Source organism: Ruminiclostridium herbifermentans (genome assembly GCF_005473905.2).
Taxonomy (GTDB): domain Bacteria; phylum Bacillota; class Clostridia; order Acetivibrionales; family DSM-1351; genus Ruminiclostridium; species Ruminiclostridium herbifermentans.
Map to the genome: position 1 here is coordinate 2,921,709 of NZ_CP061336.1, position 25,464 is coordinate 2,947,172.

Consider the following 25,464-nt stretch of genomic DNA (forward strand, 5'->3'; position numbering starts at 1 on the left):
TTTAAAGAGATTTTTATTTTAAAGATGTTTTCATTTTATAAATGTTTTTATTTTGAAGGATATCTTTATATTTAAGAAAGTTTTTATATCAAAAATATTTACAATTTTAACAATCTATTTGTTATAAAAATCTGTTTATATTAGTATCTCTATTTTCAACGCATAGATTCTAAAATATACAAGAATTTATATTATTCTACAAGTATATACCTTTATATAACTATTAATATGTAATATAATGTAACATATAATGAATTTACCATATATTATTAAGAATTTTTATTAAGATAGACCTCCTCCCTTAGTAAAATCCTAATAAAATTTCAGTATAAAGTAAATTCATAAAAATAAAATTTTTGGAGGACAGAATCATGAAAAAACTCATATTTTCTATCATCATGGCTATTATTTTAACAAGTATCGCACCCTATTCAACTATTTTTGCTGCTCAAATAAATGGCAGTGACGTTATGGTTATTGGTGACTCATATTTCGCAATGTCTGGTGAAATTGTAAGAGCCTTAGAAAGAGAAGCTAGAAATGCTGGTGTTTTAGGCGCAAACGATAGATTTAGAGACTACACAGTATCTGGGTCTACTCTAGCTAATAATGGCATCCCTTCTCAGTACAAAAATGGTATTAATTCTGGTAAAGTAAAGTATGTAATAATGGATGGCGGCGGAAACGATTGCTTGCAAGGTTGGACTCCTCCACCATATAATGAAAACACTCCCTTTATTAAAAATGCAACCGACGCAGTTACTAATCTATTAAGAGACATGAAAAATGATGGAGTTGTTAAAGTATTTTATTTGTTCTACCCTAATCCAAATGCAGATCTAAACGGTTTAAAAGGAAAATTGGATGCATTAAGACCAATAATGCAAGCTACAGTAGCTAATGCAGCAATAAAGCCAGAAACATATTTCTTTGATATAAGACCAGCATGGGACGGACATTTATCAGAATATACACTTCCTGATGGTATACATCCTACTACAGCTGGAAGTATTGCAACAGCACAAGCTATGTGGGCTGAAATGCAAAAAGTCAACTTTTTTGGCACTAGCACTCCTGCAATAAAATATGGAGACTATAATAATGACGGCAGCATTGATGCCTTGGATTTCTCGGCTTTTAAAATATATTTGATGAATCCTGAACGTACATACACAGAAGTTTTAGACCTTAATGGTGATAAAAACGTAGATGCAATCGACTTTGCTATTATGAAACAGTACCTGTTGGGTATTATAAGTAATCTACCAAGCAAATAGAACTTATTTTATAAACTCTATATAATCAACGTCAATTTAGTAAAAAACTCCCGAATCATTAGCTTTTTAATAAGTGTATTCGGGAGTTTTTTTGATATCTGCTCTAATATGCAACATACGAGTTACTAAAAATGAGTTTACTATTATTTTATTTAAAAAACCGACTCCGTTACAACGAAATCGGTCTTTTTCAAAATATATTAAATTCTACTAAAGTCCCAATTGCCCTAAAGGCCTACGAACCATAAACTATCAGTTATTTATGAATTATCCTTAACAAAGCTTGAGAATCTAAAAAGCTTTTTGGCTTCTAGGAGTCTTTAGGCGATAGTAATTGACTTTCTTACCAATTTGCACTCTGATTTATTGTATAGGTTACAGAACCTGAACCACTTGTTGCCCATACGATAAGCTTATAAACTCCAGCTGGCAGATTTGTCACGCTAATTGATGCACTTGTACCGTCTGATTCATCAAAACTTACGGTCTGCAACTGTGAATTTCTTAATTCCAGAATATAGCCCCTAGGAATATTCAACTGAGCGCTGTAATCTCCAGTATTTGATATATATATTTTATATTCCTTTGCAGTGTATGAAGGAATATTTGAAGTATCAATAACTGTACTCATATTAGTTATGTTATCATCCTGAACACTTGTGGATTGATATATATGGTATGTACCAGTATCATCACCCGTTGTGCACCACACCACTAGTTTGTACACACCAGCTGGTATTGAATTTTTGGTGATTTGAGCCAAAGTTCCGTTTGATTCAACATAGCTTAAAGTCTGCAACTGTGAGTTTCTTAATTCTAGACCATAGCCTTCAGGGATGTACAACTTTGCATTATAATAAGAGTCCTGAGATAGATAGAATGTATATTCTACTGAGTCATAATTTGGTATCACGTTGGATCCAGTGATATGGTCGATATTGGTAATATTACCTCCATTAGTTGCTGCAAAAACACTCATACTTGCTGTAAAAACCATAACAAGAACAAGAGCAAGTGATACTAGCTTTCTATTCATAAGTAATTTTCCTCCTTAAATGTTTATTTATGTAATTATATTACTATAAATATACAACTTTGTCTTTGTTAATATTATACAATTTATTCTAATATTATCCAAATATAATGTATATTTTGTACATTTTAGCAAATTAGGAATTTCCATATGAATAAGGATAAACTACTTACTAAGTTTTAAAGCTTTTTTATTTTGACTGATATGTTCTCAAGATAAAAAAACCTTTATCTAATTTAATTATCTCTAAATACTCTTTTTCACTGCATGGAAGAGTCACAATATTAACATCCACTGGAACCACAGATGCTCTCAGTTCATTTTTGAAGGCTAATGCAATTTAATACTAACAATCTCACAATTAGTGCCTACTCGCATTGGCATTCCCCAAGTACCTACTCCAGATGTTACAACAACATGAGGGCTATTGCTATCCTTTTGATAATGTCCGTAATCCACAGCATAAATTGCCCTTGTAAACAGACTGCCTGGGAATATCTGCCCCTTGTGAGTATGTCCAGCAAGAATTAAATCAACTCCGCTTCCGTATTCATCAATGTTTTGCGGATTATGATCTATAACAACTACGGGAAGTTTATTATCTGCTAAATCTATTATTTCGGCTAAATCCTTACGGCTCATACCTCCAAATCCCCCAATGGGCGAAGAATCCAATCTCCCAACCAAAACCAAGGATTCATCAACAATAACATGTTGGTCATTTAGTAGTTTTATGTTGCTTCGCTCAAGAAAATCCATCATTTCCTTTAGTGTTTCTCCAGCATCATGGTTTCCTAGACTTGCATATACACCGTTTGTTGATGTAATACTCTTAAGCAAATCACTAATTTCATCTGGACCTTGTATAGCGTAATAATCATTATCAAAGATATCTCCTGCTATACACACAAGATCAGGCTTTAAATTATTAATTTCTCTGACCATATTCTCAATACGATTTTCAGAATTAACGGCTCCTAAATGCAAATCACTTATCATGGCTATTTTTAATTCAGATGACAAAGTCTTTTCTCTAAGCGAAATGTCATAGGATACATGTTTAATCTTATTTGCGCTATATATTCCATAGCCTACTGTTCCGATGGTTAACAAAACGACAATTAGTCCTGAGTAAAAACGTATACTCTTAGGCATAGGATTTGGTATTAACTTTGTCATGCTTCCAATCACTAAAGCCAAGTCTGCAATGATAAAAGACAATAATGTATATACTAAGATGCCCATCCAGTACGAGCTAATTAAGCCCATTATATTTTTTATTGCCATTGGTAACTGTAATAAAGACCGCGCAAATCCAAGGATCATTGTCAAGGTAATAAAAATGAATATACCAATATAAACTTTTGCATTTATTTGAGGAAAAATATAGTTAATACCTTGATATAATCTCAGTGCAATATAGTAATTAACACTTCCAAGTGTAATTAACATAATAATAAGGCCAATAACCATACCTATTACTGTCAAAGCCATTCTCCTTTTCGTGTATTGATGTATTTCAATTAATTCTTATTTAAAGTATAACTATTATTTACATTTTGCTTATGTACCTTCAAATATATCTTTTATATAGTAAGTTATAGTTGAGTATATTTCAATACATTAAAGATTTAGCCTATTTAATTAATTTTACTTCCCCATATTGAAGCATTATCATTTTTGGCTATTGCACTAAAGGTAATAACAAATTTATTAAGTCCGCTATCCCATTGTTTTAAAACAACACCCGCATAATTAACTCCATTGACAGTTAGTATAATGTCATTTTTACCACTTAACTGCCATTTTCCGTTTACACTTCCTGAAATTGTACCATCTCTATTTAGTGTTATTTTTACAGAATTCTTTATGTTTGCACTAATATCTTTACCATGGTTAATATAAGCATATTCTCCGCTAACTTCTTCTGCACTATATTTTGTAATGGTTTCTCCCCCATAGCGATGAGGTGCAACAACAGGCCATCCATCTTCATTTATAAACATTTGATGTACTCTTACCTGATGCATTTCTCCCTGACCTGGGAATCTGGTATGAAAAATGAGATAGTACTTATTTGTTTCTTCATCATAATATGCGCTGTTATGGCCTGGAGAAACATAACCCACTCCACTTTCAGCAAACTTGAAATTCCCCATGAGTTTTAGTCCAAAAGGTTCGATGGATTTATCATCAAAAGTGGTACCAACTGCACCACGACAGTCAATCATATTTTTTCCAGCCGCATCTACATAAGGTCCATCAGGGTTTTTAGAACGTGCAACCCTAATATTATAACCACCAGTAGAATCAAGACCGCCAAAGCTTAAAAACAAGTAATAATAATCTGATTGAGGACTATATAGTATATAAGGTGCTTCAATCCTACTGTGATTTCCTCCTAATAGCTTTTTACCATAACCCTGACCTGAATATGGTTTTCCTGTTTTAGGATCCATCTTTAGTATAAAGATACCTCCTGAATAGGAGCCATAAACCATCCAAAGATTCCCGTTTTTATCGAAGAATGTGTGAGGGTCAACAGTATTAGGGTCCTTTGTAGCATCATATATAGTTCCGCCTTCACCTGGTTGATTCCACATTCCAGACTTCAATAATATACCAACATCCTTGTAAGGACCTGTTACACTATTTGATACTGCCAAACCAAGAGTCGACCTTGGAGAATCACCTTTGCATAAACAATAATACATATAATATTTTCCGTCTTGAAGCTGAATTATATCGCCTGCCCACATTGTTTGGGTCTGCGCCCAGTCAAAGGATTGTTTTAATTCTGTAAATACATTTGGTATTAATGGATTTGAATTGCTAACGCTTGAAGAAATTTGCTGCCATTGCATTAAGTCATTAGTTTTAGCGGAAGCCAAATGGGAACCAATAACATAATAAGTTCCATTAGTCTTGATAACTGAAGGATCATGCACCGTTACATCTTTAAATGTCGGTATAACAGGAGGTGGAGGTAGTTTATCCGCAGGAAACTCAGAAATGATACCTAGTAAAAATTGCTTATGTATAGCATAGTCTATTGAATCCACTACATCATCTCCATTAACATCAGCGGCTTTGAGGGCTTCATCTGTTAATGTAGAATAACCTAGCAAATATTTTTTTATATGAGCAAAATCTATCGAATTTATCTGCCCATCTCCGTCTACATCACCATATTTTATAGTATTATATGACTCAGGTGCCGATGCACTTGATGCGTCTGCTTCTAAACTAAAATTCATAAAAAACACATTTACACAAGTCAAAGCAACAAAAACTGCTAATACCATAGTCATTTTCTTCGATATCAAATTCTGCATAGAATTCCCCTCCTAAAAAATACTTACTAGCTTAATATTTCCATTCATATTTATCCTATAATAAACAGATTCAAAAAACAAGTACACAATTAGTTGCTGAAATTAATCCTTCAAAAAATAACATAAATAGTTTGAATACCCTCAACGCTAAAAGAAGACTTCAAATTAATGAAGTCTTCTAAAAAAATATTACTTTGTAGATTCCTTTTTTTCTCTAAGTACCTTGGGAACCTTAGGTTGATAAATCATCAACATACATTTACCAGCCTTCTGAATTGATATTTTTTCAATACTCTTTCCAATTACATTAGTTAACTTCGTCTTTTGCATATTATCACTCCTCTTTATGTATTAAATATCTATGTAATTTAATAATTACCTTTATAATTATCTCTATGAATCTCATTTTTAGCTAAGTTTTCTCTTGCTTTTATTAAATCTGTGTTCAGCCTTTCTATATATGCCTCCCTAGCTTGTATGTTATATACAGAGAAAAACAAACAAATATAAATTATAATTGGAACAACAATAACACCCATTAATATTAGTAATGTCGTTTGTGTTTCTAGAGAACTATTTATTAGGAACTTGTCTAATACAAATATTTTTACAGCTGCAACAATCCAAATTATATTAAAAACAGAAGCTATCAAAGAAAAAAGAGCTAGTTCTTCATCTTTTATCAGCGTTTTCCATATATTAGTGTTTATTTTCTCATCAAAATACTTTCGTTTTCTCAAATATAAAACTATTATTCCTAACTCTACCACTCTTATTGGTAATGAACTAACAAAAGCATTTATAATGTTATCCTTTAAATTAAATTCATTTATACTTGTACAAAGCATAATTACTTTAAAATTTACAATTTCCAACATTGCATTGATCATACATGCTACAGAAACAAAACTAAATACCGCAAATATTCTTTTTAAGGTTTTTTGTTTATAAAGTAAGCATATTATTACCACCATAGTTAATATAAAGACAATAAATATAATAGTCATATCAATGTTAAAAAAGTATCTTAGTATATTTGAAATTACAGCAGGAACTAGAATAGATGTAACTAATTTTTTATTAAATACTATCATATTTGTCATTCGTAATAATATTAATGTTGCAACTACCACATAGCTTTCTTCCAAAATAGAAATTAATAAAATATTGAGTAAAAAATCAATAATATTGGTCATATACATAATTCCCCTTATACAAAATATTATTTTTCAACATATATTTACATACTTTATTATATATGGTACTATTCTTTTAAGGTAATTTTACATTTCTCGTAAAGATTTGTAAATAGTACAATTACATTTAACAGTAAATTTATAGGAAATACGAATGAAAATTATTAGAAGATTTGCATATTCGAGCGCAGTTTATATTCAAAAAAATAATAATGGTAATCACGAAAACAGAAGAATCCTTTATTTCGGCTTTCAAGCTATATACGGAGATATCATTAAGCTAATTATTGTTATATTAATTTCGTCTGCCTTAAAATCACTTTTACAAGTATTAGCACTGACATTCGCATTTGTTTTACTCAGAAGATATGCAGGCGGATTTCATATGGACACTGAAGGAAAATGCATTATTTCTACCGTTTGTTCTTTTGTTATTCCCGGAACGCTAATTAGTAAGATTAGTTTTGAATTTAATACAGTCTGGATCATAATTATTATTGCCGTAGCATTTGTAATTTGCTTATTCCTCTTAAAAAAATATGCTCCAAAGGACTGCGTAAATAGGCCAATTGAAGAAGATGAGGCAGCTATTTTCAAAAGAAAAGCTATTCGAGACGTTATTATACTGATAATAATATCAATTATTCTTGCTATCTTAGGCCAGCACTTATTATCTTTATCTATTGTTGCTGGAATTTTAATTGAGATTTTTACCTTGGTTCCAGTTGGATATAGGTTGTTTGAGAGGATTAATTCTTGGCTTTAGTCACATGCAAAAAAATACCTACTTTATTGTAGGCAGCTTCTTCTAATAAACTATACTATTTTATATTTTTCTTAATGGTTATTTATTGTTCCTAACTTAATTCTACTGCTTTATACAAACAATCTTCGAATGTTATATAGCTATCAATCAAATTATTTTTATGCCATAAGCTAATTTTGAAATTTAGCTTATCTATTTCTTTAAATACGCTCTTCTTTTCTTTTATAATTCGCTCAGTTCTGATAACCTCATTTTTATAAAACTCGTTAGTTTTTTCATCATTTTTAAAGGTTTCTAAATTCCCTTCATGGTCAACATACCAACCTAAATCTTCTGTAAGTTTCTCAAATTTCTTTTCAATAGGTTCAATAAATAACGTAAATCTCCAGTTATCACCGTAGGTTTTTCTAAAACTGAGTACTAAGCTGTTATCCTCACCTTTTTCTTCCCAAAGAATTATAGTTATTTGAGGATTTTTGGCTGATATATTTTTTTCTCCTCTTTTTTCTATTACAAAACCATTTGAAAGGCAATTTTCAAAATCCTTGAACATATTCTTTTTAAGTGTTTCCAGCTTTTTATTATATGCAGAATAGATCCTGACATTTTCAACACTAAACTGTCTCAGTTTTTCGCTGTATCTATCAACATCTAAAACAGCGGAATTATCATCAATTAACCCTTCCCACTTCATCATTATTCCTCCCCTAGTATGTAATAATGGGAAAACCATTATATGATTATATATAGTATAAATACAAAACTGGAATTACAAAAATAATGTACATAAACACAATAAATATTAACAATCTCAAAAATTTGCTTCACAAAGCCATTTGTTACCTCTAACATTGATTATTACATTCAAATTTCTTGGTTCAATCAAAATTTATCTCGGCTCCTGCAGCGAAATACTTCCTATTTACTCTGTACCCTTTAAAACCAATGGCTTTGTAATTTTTGTGTATTACTTAAAAATCCATAATCTTAAAGACATAATATATAAATTCCTATATGTTTAAAAACATAAAGAATATCTGTATAAATTTCGTAGTATTTCGTTAAACTCAGATTATCAAATACTTTTGAATTGAGTTTAAATTTAAATTACTATAAATAATAAAAAATAATGTGCCACTGAATAGTATAAATTTACATACTTATGCCTTCTATGCAATATTTATCGGTAATATCGACAAAATATATTACATTTTGTTTATTTATATTTAAAAAAAGTGCTTAAATTTTTTCTAAAAAGATGAAATTAAAAACACTGTAATTTTACGACATAAAACCATCATAAAATCACAGTGTTATATAAACAACTAACAAAAATTATTCCTAACCTTTATCAATTATCCCCAGGCTCTGCATTCATTGAAAGAATAATGTTTAAGTTTCCATTCCTGCATCTGAGTTCATCTAGGAAACTTTTTTCATTTACATCGTTTTTAATAGTCACATTATATACAAGTTCATAAAGTGTACCCAAATCGGTTGTTTTAACTTTTTTGAGTTCATGATTTATTGTATATGTTTCAAAAACGTCATCAAATGCCCCTTGATAATCTAAGTCCTCGGGAATGATAATTTTTAATAATTTGTAAGTTGAATTTTTTGCACCAAAATTAATTTTAGATAATATAAACATTATTATACATAAAATTACCGTAAAAAATAATGCATAAGAATAACTTCCTGCTCCACAAGCAAGACCAGCAGCCATTGTAAATAATACATAAGATATATCTTTAGGATCTGTTGCATTACTCCTAAAACGTATTATTGAAAATGCGCCTGTAAGACCAAATGCTCTTGCAATATTACTTCCTACCATTAAAATAATAATTGCTATAATACATGGTATCATTACCAATGTTAATGAAAAATTCTGTGAATACTGTCCTTTTACATGAGTTTTCTTATAAGTAAAGCTAATAATTACACCTAACACAAAAGCAGAAACTAGTGATAAAACTAGTCCCTCAAATGACAATGCAGTGGTATCTGTTCCAAAATTTAATAATGAATCAAACATTCATTTCCCCTCATTTCTAATCGTTTTTTTATCATAGACTTATATTCAGTTCCATATTTAGAAAAACTCGTTTTGTATAGTTTATACTCGCTAAGAATTTTAGCAAGCCATACAGGAATACATTTTTCAGCCTTGACCTCCATAAGCCAAACATCATCGTCAAGAAGCTTATCGCCATAATCTCCAGCTTCAAGCCTAAGATCTTCTCTTCTTGTACGAATATTAGTATCAAAAGTCAAACGTAAGTCTCTATTGTTTATGGCAAAATATGCCTGTCTGTCATACGCAAGATAAAGCTTTGGCGAAAGTTTATAAACTTTTAAAAAATATTCTAGTTCTTTTAAAACTTGCTGATTCATATATTTTTTAATTTCTGGTTTTTCTCCAGTATTAACAAATTCATAGGCTTCTCGTAAAATTAACTTTGTCCGTCTTTTGTTTACCATGCCATTTACTTTTTTCTTTATTTCTAAATAGACTTTGTCTTCAAGAGAAGGTACTCCATAGGCACGTAATCTAAGTTTTTCTTTATATTTTGGTTTTGCTAATGAAGTTCTAATAAGGTGATTATCATGGGTATCATAATATATATTACTTATTGTATAAAACGGATGAGTTTTATTATATTCATCAAGTTCCATATATTCCCTTAGCTTCTTTGAAAGCATCTCATAAGTATCACTATTTAACAAATACTTGTTTTCATGTCTGTTAAATACCTCTATAGCCATCTTTTCACCCCCTTTCTCTAATTGTATTCTACATACAAAACCTTAAACGAACCTTAAAATATAGCAAATAATATATTAATTGTTATTTGTTGCTAAAATATCATTCATCTTTTTTATACAATTAATTTAAAGATGAGTTATTAATATTTCGAAATATTAAATAAAAAATGGCTCTAAACAGAGTCTCTACATAGTATGTAATTCTCAAATAATTTGTTAATAAAATTTCGTTAATTCAAAAAATTAGTCCCCTAACTTATATTCAATAAATTAGGGAACCTTATTTATTTCTAGCAAAATAATATATACTTAGTTACTCAAGAACTTCAGCCAAATCAGGAATAAGAAATACTATTTTTCCTATTACCAGCCCCAACCCCAGCCTGGGCCGCCACCTGGGATTCCACCGCCACCAAATCCAAATATTTGACCACCAGCACTAGTTACCATTGAATTTGTTGTAAAAGTTCTTGTAGATGCTCCATTAACATACATTGTATAGGTTTGTCCCTTTAATAAAGATGGGGAAGTAAACAGCAAAGTTGCACCCGTTTTTTTAGCAGTAAATTTGAATATTTCTGTTCCTGCTGAATTTTTTATACTAACCACAGCATTTACTGATGTAGGACCAGATAATACAGCTGAGCATTGTGTTGATGTGGAAGCTGTTGGAGAAGATGTACATCCGCCAACTGCTGCAAGTGTTCCTCCTGTTATAGTAAAGTTATTTGTATCGCAGTCAGCACAACCATCTGGAAATCCACCGCCGTAAATTATAGCATTACCACCAGTCATAGTTATTGTTCCATTTGAGTCATACGCATCTGTTCCTGCAGTTATACTAATGTCTCCACCATTTATAATTAGTTTTTTTCCAGCACATAATCCATCTTCTCTTGCAGTTATATTTATAGTACCATTATTAACAGTAACTATAGTTTTACCTTCAATACCTTCATATGCTTTTGTAACTGTAATTGAACCACCATTAATTGTTAAATCCAATTCAGAATGTATTCCATCATCACCTGCATTAAGAGTTAGATTACCATCTTCAATTATTACATCGCCGTCTGTATCAATACAGTCTGAAGTTGCAGTAATGTCTAAAGTTCCTCCAGTAATTTTAATAGTTTCATTGCAATGAATTCCGTCTGAAGGAGCAGATTTAATTATGATATTTCCATTTTCAATTTTGATATCGTCATCGCCACAAATACCGTGCTTATGATTAGCTGTAATATAAAGAGTTCCTGATCCCTTAATCTCCAAATCATCATTGCTGAATAAAGCAGCCTTAGCATCAGCATTAGCTGTAGAATAAGTTCTTCCATCAGTTAAGTAGTTGGTTGTGCCCTTCTCAATTGTAATAAATCCTTTGTCAACATTATGGAAGTAAATAGCCGGCCCATTTGAATTAGTAATACTGCAGCCATTAAGACGAAGCTTAACCCTATCAGTAGTATTTACATAAATCATACCGTTTGATAAAGTACCAACAACCTCAAAATCACCGCCAGCTGTAATATTAACTGTTGTACCACTTACGGACGCACCCGTTCCAGTACATGTGATTGTACTTCCCAGACTTATTTTCCCAACATTGAGTTTCCATGCTTCTTTAGGATCAACTGGCTCTTCAGGAGTAGTACCAGTATCAGCTGGGAACTTAGTTATACTACCTAACAGATAACTTTTTAACAGCGCAAAATCAATTGCATCTACTGTACCGTCGCCATTTACATCCGCAGCTTTTAAGTCACCGATTGTTGAATTTCCTAAAAGAATCCCCTTCATTGCAGCAATATCAAGTGCATCTACTACTCCATCCGAATTTGCATCACCATAAACAACTGCTGCATTCGCTAGCATACTGCTAAAAGTTAGTGTACCTACTAGCGATAATACTAAAAGCAATTTTCTTTTCATAATATCCTCCCTTTCCATTTTTTACATATTACCATATGTGATATAATTTTACATTTTAGAACTTAAATCATCCTTAAAATATACAAAATTCAGAATAAATTCAGAATAAATTAACAATTTACATTATTGACATGTTATTTTAGATGTAACATTATATATATTGAGTCAACTACTATTGACTAAAGTTTCCAACAAGTTATGGAACAACTTCAAACCCAAACTGCATTAATGCATATTTCGTCAAAAAACCGATATTAAATGGCGAAAGCTTGAACCATAATTGACTTTAGTCATAGAAATGAGGGTTTATTATTATGAATATTCTGCTTGTTGAAGACAGAATTCCATTAACTGATTCATTGTTAAGCATATTAAAAAAGAATAATCACTCAATAGACCGTACTGATAATATCGGAGATGGACTATATCTTGCTTTGCTCGGTGCTTACGATATTGTTGTAATGGATACTTTCGATCATACAACAGATTGTATAACTCTCATAAAAAGTATAAGGAAAAGCGGATTAACAATGCCTATACTTCTTCTTTCTAATCAAAGTGAAGTATCCTATAAAGTAATGGGACTTGATAGCGGAGCTGATGACTATCTAGTTAAACCCTTTTCTATAGATGAGTTATTAGCAAGAATCAGAGCTTTAGGAAGGAGAAAAAATACAATACTGCTAAATAGCACACTTAGTTTCGGGGATATTACTCTCGATACTAATAGTTTAAAGCTTTCAACAGATAAAGAAGAAACTACTTTAACCTGTCGCGAGAGTAAACTTTTAGAATTTTTAATTATTAGAAAGTGCATGATTACTTCAAAAGACATAATAATAGAGAAAATCTGGGGATTTGATTCTGAAGCACAAGCAAATCATGTAGAAGTATACATATCTTTTTTAAGAAAAAAATTATCTTCTTTAAATTCAAAAGTAATAATAAATACTATTCGTGGATTAGGCTACAAGCTAGATATATCTTAAATATTCATACAATAAAACCAACAATAAAACCAATATAAAAAGCAAGTCATGAAACTTAAACTTATAAATTTGACTTGCTTAATATATTGCATCTAATTAAACAATAATTATATCCTTTTCACCGCCAGTAATACATTTTCCACCATTAGGTGTAACTATATATGTATCTTCAACTCCAACCATTCCAACACCTGCTATGCCCTTTTTGGGTTCTAGTGCTATCACCATATTCTCTTGAAGAGGACTATTAAAACCATTTGCAATAACCGGCGGCTCATCAACATGAAGCCCGATACCATGCCCCAAGAACCTTACCATTCTGTCCCCAAAGCCCATGAAATTTTTTAAAAAATCAGAGTCTAATTCCTTCATTATGTTATTATAAATCTCAGACGGTATATTACCTGGTTTCAATAACTGAGCAGCTCTTTTTTCTATCTCAATACATTTACGATGGACCTCAATAACCTCATCAGACGGAGAAGCTCCAAACATATATATTTGTGTCCTATCAACGTGGTATCCGTACATTCCAAATCCAATATCTATAAATACCAAATCACCCTTTTTTAAAATTCTATCCCTGCTTCCAATAATAGGAACAGCAGGACACATCCCCCTCATTCCTCCAGGGCTATCAAAGTTGGTTTCAACTAAGGAACTATCACCAAAGCCTATCTGGCCTGCAATCATCTCCGTTTGATATCTATAAAAACGTGTAACACCATGATACCCCATCTTTAACATGGTACTGTACATTTCTGCTGTAAATTCTAGTTCACTCATTCCCTCTCTTAATATACTGGGAACTACTTCTTCTAATAAAATATTATACAGTCTACCTGCTTCTTGCAGCCAATAAAGTTCATATGGGCTTTTTACTGCACGAACTTCAAAAATAATGTTTTCAACTGGGTATAAATTACTATATTTAAAATACTTTTTAATTCTTTCAATAATACCAATTGTTAAGGTTTCAGTTTCAACAAAGGTCTCTCCTAGTTCACTTCCGACTATCTTTGCAGCATCTCTGTAACTTTCCATAGGATATATAGTACATATCTGCGATTCAGCTAAAGGTGATTCATCAATTGCTCTATTTAAGCTTCTTCTTACAAAAAACTTTGCAGTTCCATTTTTATTAATTATTAATAAACCATCCTGCATAGTTCCTGTTAAGTAATATTGATTAATACGATTTATTATTAGGACATTATCCCATTCTGGATTTCTTTTAGTTATAGCGTTACAAAGCCTTTCAATTCTTGTTTCTAGTTCAAGTTTTGTTACTCTTTCTTCCATTGTAAAATCTATCTCCATTCTGTTTTATATATATTCAATAAAGCGATTAAAATAAACCATACTTGACATATTTGAGTTTTAGGCTTAATGCAGACTAATAAGTATAACTGCTTTGAATCTCAAAATGTCAATAAGTAGTGTTCTTGCTATACCACCGCTATTTTAATGAAGTTTTGAATTTCAAGTGCCAATAAGCAACTCATTAGCTTCTATTGCCAGAAAAATCAAATATCTTCATAAAGCTAGTTTGGTGACTTTCTAACACATAATTTGTCAAATAGTTACTTTTCCAAGTTTTAATTATATCTATATTAACATAATCTTTACCAGCTTTGCAAAATATATTGATTAGTTTTCTAATATATTACCATTCCCCTTGCACTTTACCGCTTTTATGATCAAGGGAAAAATTTGCTGTATCAAAATAATTTACACCGCTAACACCAAATGTTGTATCAACATTTACCCATCTGCTTTGTTCTTGAAAATAAAATTGGTTCCAAGCATGGTCTCCCCATAACATCCCGCTATAGCCTAGACCTGTAACTAAATTTACCTTTATGCCGTTAGCTTTGCACATTGATACAAATAAGCTGGCATAATCAAAGCATATACCCTTTCTGGTTTGGTAGCATACTATTGTTCCTGACTTAGTATTACGACTGTCTTTTGCAATTTTATTGGCTTTATCATAATCATATGATATATTTTTTGTTATCCAATCATATATTTTTTTACACTTATCATATTCATTGGTTTCATTACTTACCAAATCAACTGCCAGTTTATCAATCTCAGGAGTAGACTTTATCGCATCATCAAGCGTAACCCCGTTATAGTATTGAATCACCTTAATGTTATAGCTATCAAGAGTTTCCCTAATATTTTCAGCTATATTCTCATTATAGTCATTATTCATTCCAAGGCTGTTAAAGCTATCATTAAGTATAACTGGTATTTTTTTTGCAATATCAGAATCAATAACGGGCTTAAGAGCTGTGTCATAAACCTTGTTTAAAACTATGGACTCATCAATGTATTTTGAAAAGCCAGGAATGGTAAAATAATATGATAATAAGTAAAAAATAAAGCTTATAAGTATTAGCGATACAAAGGCTTTAGGTATACTAATTAAAAATGAAATTGATCTTCTGAAAAATGGACTTAGCGAATTTATTACTCTATACAATTTGTATGATAAATTTTCAAACACAAGCGTATATATAGGATATGTTATAAGTCTAATAACAATAACAACAATTATCAGAATAATAAAGGCAATACAAAGATAAGTATATATATTATTTGCCACTAGACTAGCTTTTACTGAATCAGGTAGCATATCATATATATAAACAAATACTTTATTACTTTTGTCAAAAAGAATACCCTTTGTAAGCAGCAATGCTAATATAAATGCTACAATAAACTCAAAGCAATTTACTATTGAATAAAAGCCGTTTGTAATTCTCTCATGGTTTATCGAAATAAATAGCGAACTAACAAGTATTATAATTACAGGGGCTAAAAGTATGATACTTACAGGATTAATTTCTAGGCTTATCAACATATTCACCTTAATTAATATTGCACAATGTTTTATATAATCTTTACATTAATATTGTAATTATAGCACAAATAATATATATTATTTATTTCCCTACATATTTTCTCTTGCAATTATTATGAAAAAATTGTATCTTTTATAAATAAGTAATTATATATACTTTTTATATATAAGCTTAATAATTGATACTTTAGCAACTAATAAATGTATATAGTTATAAATTTTTAATGAGGTGGAATATATGAGTCGATTAAGTGAATTATTTGGTTCAAATGTATTTAATGATGCAATTATGAGGGAACGTCTTCCTAAAGCTACATATAAGGCATTAAGAAAGACTATTGATGAGGGCCTTCCCTTGAATTATGAAATAGCTGAAGTTGTAGCAAGCTGTATGAAAGATTGGGCTATTGAAAAGGGAGCAACTCACTATACTCATTGGTTTCAGCCAATGACTGGAATCACAGCAGAAAAGCATGATTCCTTCATCAATCCTACATCTGACGGTAAGGTGATTTTAGAGTTTTCAGGAAAAGAATTAATTAAAGGTGAAGCTGATGGTTCTTCATTTCCTTCTGGAGGTCTAAGAGCAACCTTTGAAGCCAGAGGTTATACTGCATGGGATTGTACTTCTCCTGCTTTCATAAAAAACAATACACTCTATATTCCTACTGCATTCTGTTCCTATAACGGAGATACTTTGGATAAAAAGACACCTTTACTCAGGTCTATGGAATGTATATCAAACAAAGCTCTTAGAGTTCTTCGTCTATTTGGAAATACCACTGCTACAAAGGTGGTTGCTACAGTTGGACCAGAACAAGAGTATTTCCTTATTGATAAAAAAATGTATGACCAGAGAAAGGATTTAATATTTACAGGCCGTACTTTATTTGGTGCAATGCCTCCTAAAGGTCAGGAAATGGACGATCATTACTACGGAAGTATTAAACCAAGAATTTCGGCTTTTATGAAGGATTTGGATGAAGAACTATGGAAGTTAGGTATATCAGCAAAAACTGAGCATAATGAAGTTGCTCCTGCTCAGCATGAACTTGCACCAATATTTACTACTGCTAATATTGCTACTGACCACAATCAGCTTACAATGGAATTAATGAAGACAATTGCTTTAAAGCATGGTTTGGTTTGTCTGCTTCACGAAAAACCATTTGCAGGTGTTAATGGTTCAGGAAAACACAACAACTGGTCACTCTCAACTAATGACGGCCAAAACCTACTAGAGCCTGGTAAAACTCCTCATGAAAACGCACAGTTCCTTATTTTCTTATGTGCAGTAATTAAAGCTGTAGATGAGTATGCTGACTTGTTGAGGTTAGCTGGTGCAAACCCCGGAAATGATCATCGTTTGGGTGCAAATGAAGCACCTCCTGCAATAATTTCTATATTCCTTGGTGATGAACTAACTTCAATCCTTGAGCACATTGCATGTGGTGAGGATTGCACATCAAGCGTATTCGGTAAAATAAAGGTTGGTGTTACTACTTTACCAGCTTTTCGTCAAGATTCAACTGATAGAAACAGAACCTCTCCATTTGCCTTTACTGGAAACAAATTCGAATTCAGAATGGTTGGATCATCTGCCTCAATTGCTTCACCAAATTTCTTCTTGAATACTATAGTTTCTGAAGTTTTAGAGCAATTTGCAGATAGATTAGAAAACGCTGATGATTTTAATGCAGAGGTAAACGCAATTATAAAAGATGTATATGAAAAGAATGGAAAAGTAATCTTTAATGGTAACGGTTATTCAGATGATTGGATTGCAGAAGCTGAAAAAAGAGGACTTCCAAACCTCAAGAGTTACGTAGATGCAATTGCAAGCCTTCAAGTAGAAAAAAATAAAGTTGTAATGGAAAAACATAAGGTTTTCAATCGTAATGAAATGAATTCCCGTTATGAAATATCACTAGAGAAGTATATAAAAACAATTAATATTGAAGCCTTAACAATGCTAGAAATGGCTAAACGACAGATACTTCCTGCTGTTATCAATTTTTCAGCCAATGTTGCAAACTCTATAAATCAAATTAAGAACTGTGGTGTAGACGTTGATATTTCTGCAAATGTTGAGTTACTAAAAGAAGTTACCACATTAACTAGTCAACTAAAGAAAGATATATCCAATCTTGAAGCTAAGTTAAGTAAAGCTCAAGAAACACATGAAAGTTCTTATGCACAGGCTGTATATTATAAGGATGTTGTATTTACGCAAATGGCTGATTTAAGAGCTACAGCTGACAAGCTTGAAAGCATAGTTGACTCTAAGGTGTGGCCATTCCCAACCTATGCAGATATTTTGTTTAATGTATAGTGGATTGATATAATACTATAAATTGGCTTCGGACTAACTTAATGATGAAGCTATTTAGAATGTGATTCCACATTTTTGATATTATTAATATATAGAAGTTCACCTCCAAATGTTAGGTTATCATAACATTTGGAGGTGATTTTATTTATAGCAAATATTCTGTCAACTGCAACAGTTATTTTGGAAGAAACGCCAGAAATTTAAATTGAACTCTTACTAATCTCTCATTATAAGAGTACCATTAAATTTCTGGCTGAGCTTAGTTAGAAATAATTGCCGAGATACAGGTGAAGCATATGAAATTATGCCGTATAAGCTACAGGATGTAGCATAGCTAAATATGTATTCTAAAGACTCTCTATAAGCAAATAAAAGAATTCTATCATCTTCTTATAGCCTTCAATACTAATTCTTTCATTTACTCCATGAACTCTCTCTAAGTCCTCTGATTCAATTTCTATTGGACAAAATCTAAATATCTGATTTGCGATTTTTTGATAATATCGAGAATCTGTTGAACCTACAGTAAGATATGGTGCTGCTACACTTTCAGGAAAAACTGACACTATAGTTTTACACATTACTTTATATTCATTTGATGCTATATGGCTTATTTTTGAAGGATTAAAACTCACATCATTTACTTTTACTGTTATATCCAGCTTTTTTATTACTTTTTCAACTCGCTTTTTTACATCCTCAATAGTTTCTCCAGGCATTACTCTAAAATTAGCAACAGCTTTAGCCTGCTGAGGTAGTACATTCATCTTGAATCCGCCTTCAATCATGGTAAATGCAGTGGTGGTTCTAACTAACGCATTAGTTTTTGGTAACTTTGTAAAGATTCTTATAATTAAAGGCTTAAACAACCATATATTTGAAAAAATAATTCTCTTCAGCAATGGCATTTTAGGTGCAATAGCCTTAAAGAACTCTTTTAATATGCTATTTATATTTGCTTTAAACTGTTTCTTTTCCAATATGTATATTGACTTTGCTAATCTTCCAATAGCAGTACTATTTGGAGGCATAGAAGAATGTCCTCCATTACTTTCTGCAAAAAGTTCAAGTGTAGTCATTCCTTTTTCAGCTATTCCGATTAAAGCAGCCAGGCAACTCATGCCAGCTATAGCATTCTTAATAATAAATCCGCCTTCATCTAATACCATAGATAGCTTGATTCCTTTTGATTGAAGGTAAGAAGCCATCTGAGCATTTCCTAAATAACCACCCACCTCTTCATCATGTCCAAAGGCTAAATAAATGGTTTTTCTAGGCTTAAATCCATTTATTATAAGTCCTTCAACAGCTTCAAGAATTCCCATAAGCTGACTTTTCATATCAAGTGCTCCACGTCCCCATACATAGCCATCTGATATATTACCTGAAAACGGTTCAAAACACCATTCATTTTCTGTTTCTTTTTCTACAGGTACTACGTCCATATGAGCCATCAGCAAAATAGAGTCTTGATTAGTCTCAGTACCCTCCCACTTAAAAAGAATACCAAAATCATTAATTGTTTCTTTTACCAACACTCTATGAACATTAGGAAAGGATTTTTCAATAAATGTATGAAATTTAAGGAACTCCGACTTGTCTACCATATCCATATTTTCATATGAGATAGTTTTAATTTGCAGCGCCTGTGATAAACGCTGTACAAAATCATCTATATTTTTATTGTCTTTTAGTTTATAATCCATACATTTATTCCTTTCATAATTTATATAAAATTAATATTACATTTTCTATCTAATCCACACATGTAGATATAAATACATAATATAAATACCCTATATACCTACTAATTCAGTATATAGGGTATTACATATTTTTACAACTATAAAATAATTTACTCATATTAAAATAAACTTACTCAAAATTTATGTACAAAAGTTAATTATAAATCATGACCAGCAACAAGCGCTTTCATTTCTTCAGGAATCATGAAATGTTTCTTCTCAGGGAGAACCTTTTTAAGTGCTGCTTCAAAGCTTTCTTTTTTAACGATACCTGTTTTCCCTAATAACTTTCCAAGAATAATTATATTTGCATAAGTAAGATTACCCATATCTGAAGCCATTTCTGTTGCAGGAACTCCAATAAAGTCCACATCAGTTCTTTGTGGCTTTGCCTCAACTAATGAACTATTTGTAATAATTAAGCCGCCTTTTATAACTCTCTTTTCAAATTTCTCCAAAGATGGGCCATTCATAGCAATTAAAGCATTTGGATAATCTATTATTGGTGAACCTATTGGATCATCAGAAATAACAATACTACAGTTAGCAGTACCGCCTCTCATCTCAGGTCCATATGATGGAAGCCATGAAACATGCTTTCCTTCAAGCATTCCAGCATATGCAAGTAATTTACCAGCAGAGAGTATACCCTGTCCACCAAAACCAGCAATTATTAAATCAAGCTGTTTCATACACTACACCTCCAAATCCTTTCCCTTAAATACACCTAGAGGATAGTGCGGTATCATGTTTTCCTCTAACCATTTAAGTGAGTCTACAGGATTTATTCCCCAGTTTGTTGGGCAAGTTGAAAGTACCTCAACAATAGAGAATCCCTTTTTAGCATTTTGAACTTGAAATGCCTTTTTAATAGCTGCTTTTGTCTTTTTAATATTCTTTACATCATGAACAGAAGTTCTTTCTACATAAACTGCACCCTCTAATGTAGATAGCATCTCACACACGTTAATTGGAAATCCATGTATTTCAGGCTTTCTTCCATATGGTGAAGTTGTTGTTACTTGACCTACTAATGTTGTAGGAGCCATCTGACCAGAAGTCATACCATAAATAGCATTGTTAACAAATATTGTGGTTATTTTTTCACCTCTAGCAGCAGCATGAACAATTTCTGCTGTTCCTATAGCTGCCAAATCCCCATCTCCCTGATAAGTAAATACATAGTTGTCAGGATGAACTCTTTTTATTCCTGTAGCTACAGCTGGAGCCCTTCCATGAGCAGCCTGTACCATATCACAGTTAAAATATTCATAATTATTATATGCGCAACCAACAGGTGAAACACCTATTGTAATACCTTCTATATCTAATTCATCAATTACCTCTGCTACTAACCTGTGAATTATACCGTGTGTACAACCAGGACAATAGTGAAGTTCTTTTTCTTTTAATGCATGTGGTCTTTCAAACACAATTGCCATTTCTTACCCTCCATTCTTAAACCCTATTTATTTAAGATTTTCTTAATTTCATTTAAAACTTCAAGTTGGCTAGGAATTACTCCGCCTGTACGTCCGTAGAAATGAACAGGACATTTGCCGTTAATTGCAAGGCGAACATCTTCTACCATCTGGCCAGCACTTAATTCAACACTCAGAAATGCTTTTGGAGTCTCTGCATACTTTTCAAAAGCAGCAGTTGGGAATGGATAAAGTGTTATCGGACGAATCAAACCAACTTTAATGCCTTCCTTATCAGCCATCTTAATAACATTTTTGATTATTCGAGCAACAGTGCCATATGCAGTTACTATAATATCTGCATCTTCACAATTATATGTCTCAACTAGAACTTCATTTTGTTCTATTTGTCTGTACTTTGCTTGAAGCTTGTTGTTTAAGCCTTCTAGAACTTCAGGTTGAATATATATTGATGTTATATCATTGCTCTCTCTCTGCATCTTAGTACCAGTACAAGCCCACTTCTTGTCATCCTGGTAAATCTCTTCTTTGTCCTTAAATTCAACTGCTTCCATCATCTGACCTAACATACCGTCACCAAGAATTATAACGAGCATTCTATATTTATCAGCAAGATTAAAAGCTTCAACAGTTAACTCATATAATTCTTGTACGCTTGAAGGAGCAAGAACTATATTTTTATAGTCGCCATGCCCTCCTCCCTTACATGCTTGGAAGTAGTCACACTGTGCTGCTTGAATACCTCCTAAACCAGGACCGCAGCGTACAATATTTACTAATACCGCTGGAAGTTCCGCTCCTGCTATATAGGAAATACCTTCTTGCTTCAAACTTACTCCTGGGCTGGATGATGATGTCATAACACGAGCACCTGCTGCTGCTGCACCATACACCATATTTATTGCTGCAACTTCACTTTCAGCCTGAAGAAACGTACCATTTACTTTTGGCATTACCTTTGCCATATAATGGGCAATCTCTGTTTGTGGTGTAATAGGATATCCGAAATAATGTCTGCAACCAGCTCTTAAGGCTGCTTCTGCTATTACCTCATTGCCCTTCATTAATAATTTCTCTGCCATTTCTTTCCCTCCAAAATAGTCATCTTTTATGACACATAATAAACTTATTAAAAATTTATACTAGTTCGTAGCTTATAATTTTGATGTCAATTCTTTGAATTAGTATTACTTTTCAACCTCAATAACGCAATCAGGACAAATTGTAGCGCAAAAAGCACAACCAATGCATTTTTCAATCTCATCTACGCCAGCAGGATGAAATCCTTTCTGATTTAATTTATCAGATTTCATTATGACAATTTTCTTTGGGCATACTGTTACGCAAAGCTTACAGCCTTTGCATCTTTCCTCATGGAATTTTACTTTTGCCATTATCAAAACCTCACTTATTTAATTTATTTATTTGATTGTTGCTTAGTTAGAATATTAAAGACCAAGACTATTGTTAATTATAAAACTCTTTAACTATATTTGCAAGTTTAGTAACGTAAAACTTCAAAAAGATAAAATAAAAGAATGCATTGTTAATATCTCTATCTTCAGAATGGTTAAAATTCCACACAATGTGACATAATGCAATTTTTATTATACTTTTTTACTGAAATAAAAGTTATATCATTTCATCAAAATAACACAACAATTATAAGTACAAAATATTCTATTTTTTATCCCAAGGCAAGAAAATTTGTTTCTTCATGGACAAAATTTCTGAACCGCTTAAATGATAACTATTTAAACCATTTATCAGTTCTTCCATACCAGCTGTAAATGCTATTGGAATACCAGTTTTTCTAGAAACCTCAGAAATAATATCATTGCCATGCAATATAATTTCAGGGGTTGTCTCTTCAAGCAAATTGCTGTTATTAACTAACTTTGTAATCTTGATATTTGCGCCCTCCTCAATTATTGCTATCATTTCATATATTTTTTCTGGTGTATCAGTCATTCCTCTTTTTGTATTAATTACAAAAAACATTTCATAATCATCACTTATAATTTCTTCTTTAAATCTAGAAACTGCTTTTGCACCTAAATCTTCTCCGCCTACGTCAAGTACTACCTTGTATGTCTTGTCTTGAAACAATGAGTATACTTCTGCTGGAATTGCAGGTATGTCAACATTAGTATTTGCAAATTTAGGCAAGAGCACTCTGATATTATTTTTTTCAAGTGCCTCTTTAGCGTCTGCCGTCCTGAAATATGGATTTATTATATCAAAATCAACAATAGCAGTCTTATAATCTGCTTCTGCAAGTTTCAAAGCATAATTAACAGCAACCTCTGTTTTTCCGCTGCCAAAATGACCCGTAAAAATATTTATACGTTTTTCAAACATGTAATCACCTCAATTATTTATATACCCATCTTCTTTTACTTGAAGCATTATGATGCCTAGATTAAAAATGAAATTTTTTGTTTAAAATTTTTGATTAATTTTTGATTATAGAAAAATTTAATCACATTAGCAGCATTCATCGAGGCAGAAGATATTCTCGTCTCCTGAAAAGCAAAGTGCATCCATAACTTATTAAAGATAGAACATTTTGGGCCTCGATATAATGCCTAGTTTAAATTAAAATTTCCGATTAAAATTTTTATTGAAGAATAATTTCATTAATTATGTTAATTTTTTCCCCATCCAATTAAATCCTTAATTACCTCTCCTGCTATAATTAACCCCACAACAGATGGAACAAAAGATAGGCTTCCAGGGACCTGATGCTTAACAGTACATTTTCTTGTTGTACCAGATGGGCAAATACAACTGCTACTGCAGCTTGATGTCTCTGTTTCAACTGGTTTAATAGGTTCTTCCTTTGAATATACAACTTTAAGCTTTTTGATTCCTCTATTTCTAAGTTCTTTCCTTACAACCTTAGCTAATGGGTCTACTGAAGTTTTATATATATCTGACACCTCAAACTTTGTTGGGTCAACCTTATTGCCAGCACCCATTGCACTTATAATAGGTATTCCATAAGCATTTGCTTTTACAACCAAATCAATTTTAGCTGTCACTGTATCAATGGCATCTACAATATAGCTATAGCTTTTATCAATAAACTCTTCAGCTACATCTGGCATGTAGAACTTCTGAATCACAGAAACTTCACATTTTGGATTTATGTCCAAAATTCTTTCTTTCATTGCCTCTACTTTGGGCTTTCCAACTGTCTTTCTTGTTGCTTGAAGCTGTCTGTTTATATTTGTCAAGCAAACGCAGTCATCGTCAATTAAAACAATATGTCCAATTCCACATCTTACTAGTGCCTCAACAGTATATGAACCAACTCCGCCAATTCCAAATACAGCAACTTTGCTATTCTTAAGTTTATTAAGTCCTTCTGTACCAATAATCAGTTCACTTCTAGAAAACTCATGTAACATATATTCTTACTCCTATTCTAATCCCATTAATTAACACTAAACTTTCACAGTAAATTTACAAATAATAAAACTTAATTTCAAAAACTTCAATAAAATATTGCTATTACAAGTCTAAATTTTTATCTGTGAAAATTTCTATAATATTTATAGCTATAATTTATCAGTAAATATGTGTCAAACTTTCCACATAAAAATCTATCAAAATTCAATCTTATCAATAGTTTGTTATACAAATATTTCATTAATTAAATACTCTTGTAAATAAAGCAAGCTTTACTTACCAACTAATTCATGCAATTATTTCTAATCAAACTTTCCATTGATAAGTCTAACACCTACAACTTTTCAACTGGGAAAGTTGAATAA

At 31.8% G+C, this 25,464-nt stretch carries 22 protein-coding genes; 4 read left to right on the forward strand and 18 right to left on the reverse strand.

Going from position 1 to position 25,464, the window contains the following annotated elements:
- The first annotated feature begins 371 nt into the window (after positions 1-371).
- Positions 372-1,277: a dockerin type I domain-containing protein gene (locus EHE19_RS11895; RefSeq protein WP_137698544.1), complete on the forward strand. Its 906-nt coding sequence runs from the start codon at positions 372-374 to the stop codon at positions 1,275-1,277.
- Between the two features lie 343 nt (positions 1,278-1,620).
- On the opposite strand, the gene EHE19_RS11900 is transcribed toward EHE19_RS11895, so the two are convergent.
- From EHE19_RS11900 to EHE19_RS11920, 5 genes are all read right to left on the reverse strand, one after another.
- Entirely contained in the window at positions 1,621-2,313 is a 693-nt protein-coding gene (locus EHE19_RS11900) for a hypothetical protein (protein ID WP_137698545.1), read from the reverse strand.
- Between the two features lie 327 nt (positions 2,314-2,640).
- Positions 2,641-3,804: a metallophosphoesterase gene (locus EHE19_RS11905; RefSeq protein ID WP_244648222.1), complete on the reverse strand. Its 1,164-nt coding sequence runs from the start codon at positions 3,802-3,804 to the stop codon at positions 2,641-2,643.
- 146 nt (positions 3,805-3,950) lie between these two features.
- On the reverse strand, positions 3,951-5,645 hold the full coding sequence (gene abnB, locus EHE19_RS11910) for an arabinan endo-1,5-alpha-L-arabinosidase AbnB (RefSeq protein WP_137698547.1): 1,695 nt from the start codon (positions 5,643-5,645) through the stop codon (positions 3,951-3,953).
- A 189-nt stretch (positions 5,646-5,834) separates the two neighbouring features.
- Positions 5,835-5,975 carry an AgrD family cyclic lactone autoinducer peptide gene (locus EHE19_RS11915; RefSeq protein ID WP_137698548.1) on the reverse strand — a complete coding sequence of 47 codons (141 nt, stop codon included), beginning with the start codon at positions 5,973-5,975 and terminating at the stop codon, positions 5,835-5,837.
- 38 nt (positions 5,976-6,013) lie between these two features.
- A complete protein-coding gene (locus EHE19_RS11920; protein ID WP_137698549.1) occupies positions 6,014-6,841 on the reverse strand; it encodes a hypothetical protein in 828 nt (275 codons plus the stop codon).
- 154 nt (positions 6,842-6,995) lie between these two features.
- On the opposite strand from EHE19_RS11920, the gene EHE19_RS11925 reads away from it, so the two are divergent.
- Entirely contained in the window at positions 6,996-7,607 is a 612-nt protein-coding gene (locus tag EHE19_RS11925) for an accessory gene regulator ArgB-like protein (protein ID WP_137698550.1), read from the forward strand.
- 91 nt (positions 7,608-7,698) lie between these two features.
- Here the strand turns inward: EHE19_RS11925 and EHE19_RS11930 are convergent, their stop codons facing one another.
- From EHE19_RS11930 to EHE19_RS11945, 4 genes are all read right to left on the reverse strand, one after another.
- A complete protein-coding gene (locus EHE19_RS11930; protein WP_137698551.1) occupies positions 7,699-8,304 on the reverse strand; it encodes a hypothetical protein in 606 nt (201 codons plus the stop codon).
- 654 nt (positions 8,305-8,958) lie between these two features.
- Positions 8,959-9,645: a DUF4956 domain-containing protein gene (locus tag EHE19_RS11935; RefSeq protein WP_137698552.1), complete on the reverse strand. Its 687-nt coding sequence runs from the start codon at positions 9,643-9,645 to the stop codon at positions 8,959-8,961.
- Positions 9,627-10,376 (reverse strand): polyphosphate polymerase domain-containing protein, encoded by a 750-nt coding sequence (locus EHE19_RS11940; RefSeq protein ID WP_137698553.1) that lies wholly within the window; start codon positions 10,374-10,376, stop codon positions 9,627-9,629. The genes EHE19_RS11935 and EHE19_RS11940 overlap by 19 nt, the downstream gene beginning before the upstream one ends.
- 363 nt (positions 10,377-10,739) lie before the next feature.
- Positions 10,740-12,305, reverse strand: a complete 1,566-nt coding sequence (locus EHE19_RS11945) for a carbohydrate-binding domain-containing protein (protein WP_137698554.1) — start codon at positions 12,303-12,305, stop codon at positions 10,740-10,742.
- 314 nt (positions 12,306-12,619) lie between these two features.
- Here EHE19_RS11945 and EHE19_RS11950 point away from each other — a divergent pair, with 314 nt between their 5' ends.
- Entirely contained in the window at positions 12,620-13,294 is a 675-nt protein-coding gene (locus EHE19_RS11950; protein ID WP_137698555.1) for a response regulator transcription factor, read from the forward strand.
- 96 nt (positions 13,295-13,390) lie between these two features.
- On the opposite strand, the gene EHE19_RS11955 is transcribed toward EHE19_RS11950, so the two are convergent.
- Both EHE19_RS11955 and EHE19_RS11960 read right to left on the reverse strand, forming a co-directional pair.
- The gene (locus EHE19_RS11955; protein WP_137698556.1) at positions 13,391-14,596 is read right to left on the reverse strand and encodes a M24 family metallopeptidase; all 1,206 of its coding nucleotides are present in this window, start codon (positions 14,594-14,596) and stop codon (positions 13,391-13,393) included.
- A gap of 364 nt (positions 14,597-14,960) precedes the next feature.
- Positions 14,961-16,166: a transglutaminase-like domain-containing protein gene (locus tag EHE19_RS11960; RefSeq protein WP_244648223.1), complete on the reverse strand. Its 1,206-nt coding sequence runs from the start codon at positions 16,164-16,166 to the stop codon at positions 14,961-14,963.
- Positions 16,167-16,404: 238 nt separating this feature from the next.
- Between EHE19_RS11960 and EHE19_RS11965 the strand changes: the two genes are divergently transcribed.
- Positions 16,405-18,498, forward strand: coding sequence for a glutamine synthetase III family protein (locus EHE19_RS11965; protein ID WP_137698558.1), 2,094 nt, complete (start codon positions 16,405-16,407; stop codon positions 18,496-18,498).
- 347 nt (positions 18,499-18,845) lie between these two features.
- Here the strand turns inward: EHE19_RS11965 and EHE19_RS11970 are convergent, their stop codons facing one another.
- The 7 genes from EHE19_RS11970 to EHE19_RS12000 all read right to left on the reverse strand — a co-directional run bounded on the left by EHE19_RS11970 (position 18,846) and on the right by EHE19_RS12000 (position 25,098).
- Complete coding sequence (locus EHE19_RS11970; RefSeq protein WP_137698559.1) at positions 18,846-20,204, reverse strand: M20 family peptidase; 1,359 nt, start codon at positions 20,202-20,204, stop codon at positions 18,846-18,848.
- 197 nt (positions 20,205-20,401) lie between these two features.
- A complete protein-coding gene (locus tag EHE19_RS11975) occupies positions 20,402-20,935 on the reverse strand; it encodes a 2-oxoacid:ferredoxin oxidoreductase subunit gamma family protein (protein ID WP_137698560.1) in 534 nt (177 codons plus the stop codon).
- 3 nt (positions 20,936-20,938) lie between these two features.
- Complete coding sequence (locus EHE19_RS11980) at positions 20,939-21,685, reverse strand: thiamine pyrophosphate-dependent enzyme (protein WP_137698561.1); 747 nt, start codon at positions 21,683-21,685, stop codon at positions 20,939-20,941.
- A 23-nt stretch (positions 21,686-21,708) separates the two neighbouring features.
- Complete coding sequence (locus EHE19_RS11985) at positions 21,709-22,767, reverse strand: 3-methyl-2-oxobutanoate dehydrogenase subunit VorB (protein WP_137698562.1); 1,059 nt, start codon at positions 22,765-22,767, stop codon at positions 21,709-21,711.
- A gap of 105 nt (positions 22,768-22,872) precedes the next feature.
- A complete protein-coding gene (locus tag EHE19_RS11990; RefSeq protein WP_137698563.1) occupies positions 22,873-23,079 on the reverse strand; it encodes a 4Fe-4S dicluster domain-containing protein in 207 nt (68 codons plus the stop codon).
- Positions 23,080-23,365: 286 nt separating this feature from the next.
- The gene (locus EHE19_RS11995) at positions 23,366-24,046 is read right to left on the reverse strand and encodes a hypothetical protein (RefSeq protein WP_137698564.1); all 681 of its coding nucleotides are present in this window, start codon (positions 24,044-24,046) and stop codon (positions 23,366-23,368) included.
- A gap of 287 nt (positions 24,047-24,333) precedes the next feature.
- Positions 24,334-25,098 carry a tRNA threonylcarbamoyladenosine dehydratase gene (locus tag EHE19_RS12000; protein ID WP_137698565.1) on the reverse strand — a complete coding sequence of 255 codons (765 nt, stop codon included), beginning with the start codon at positions 25,096-25,098 and terminating at the stop codon, positions 24,334-24,336.
- Between the last annotated feature and the right edge of the window lie 366 nt (positions 25,099-25,464).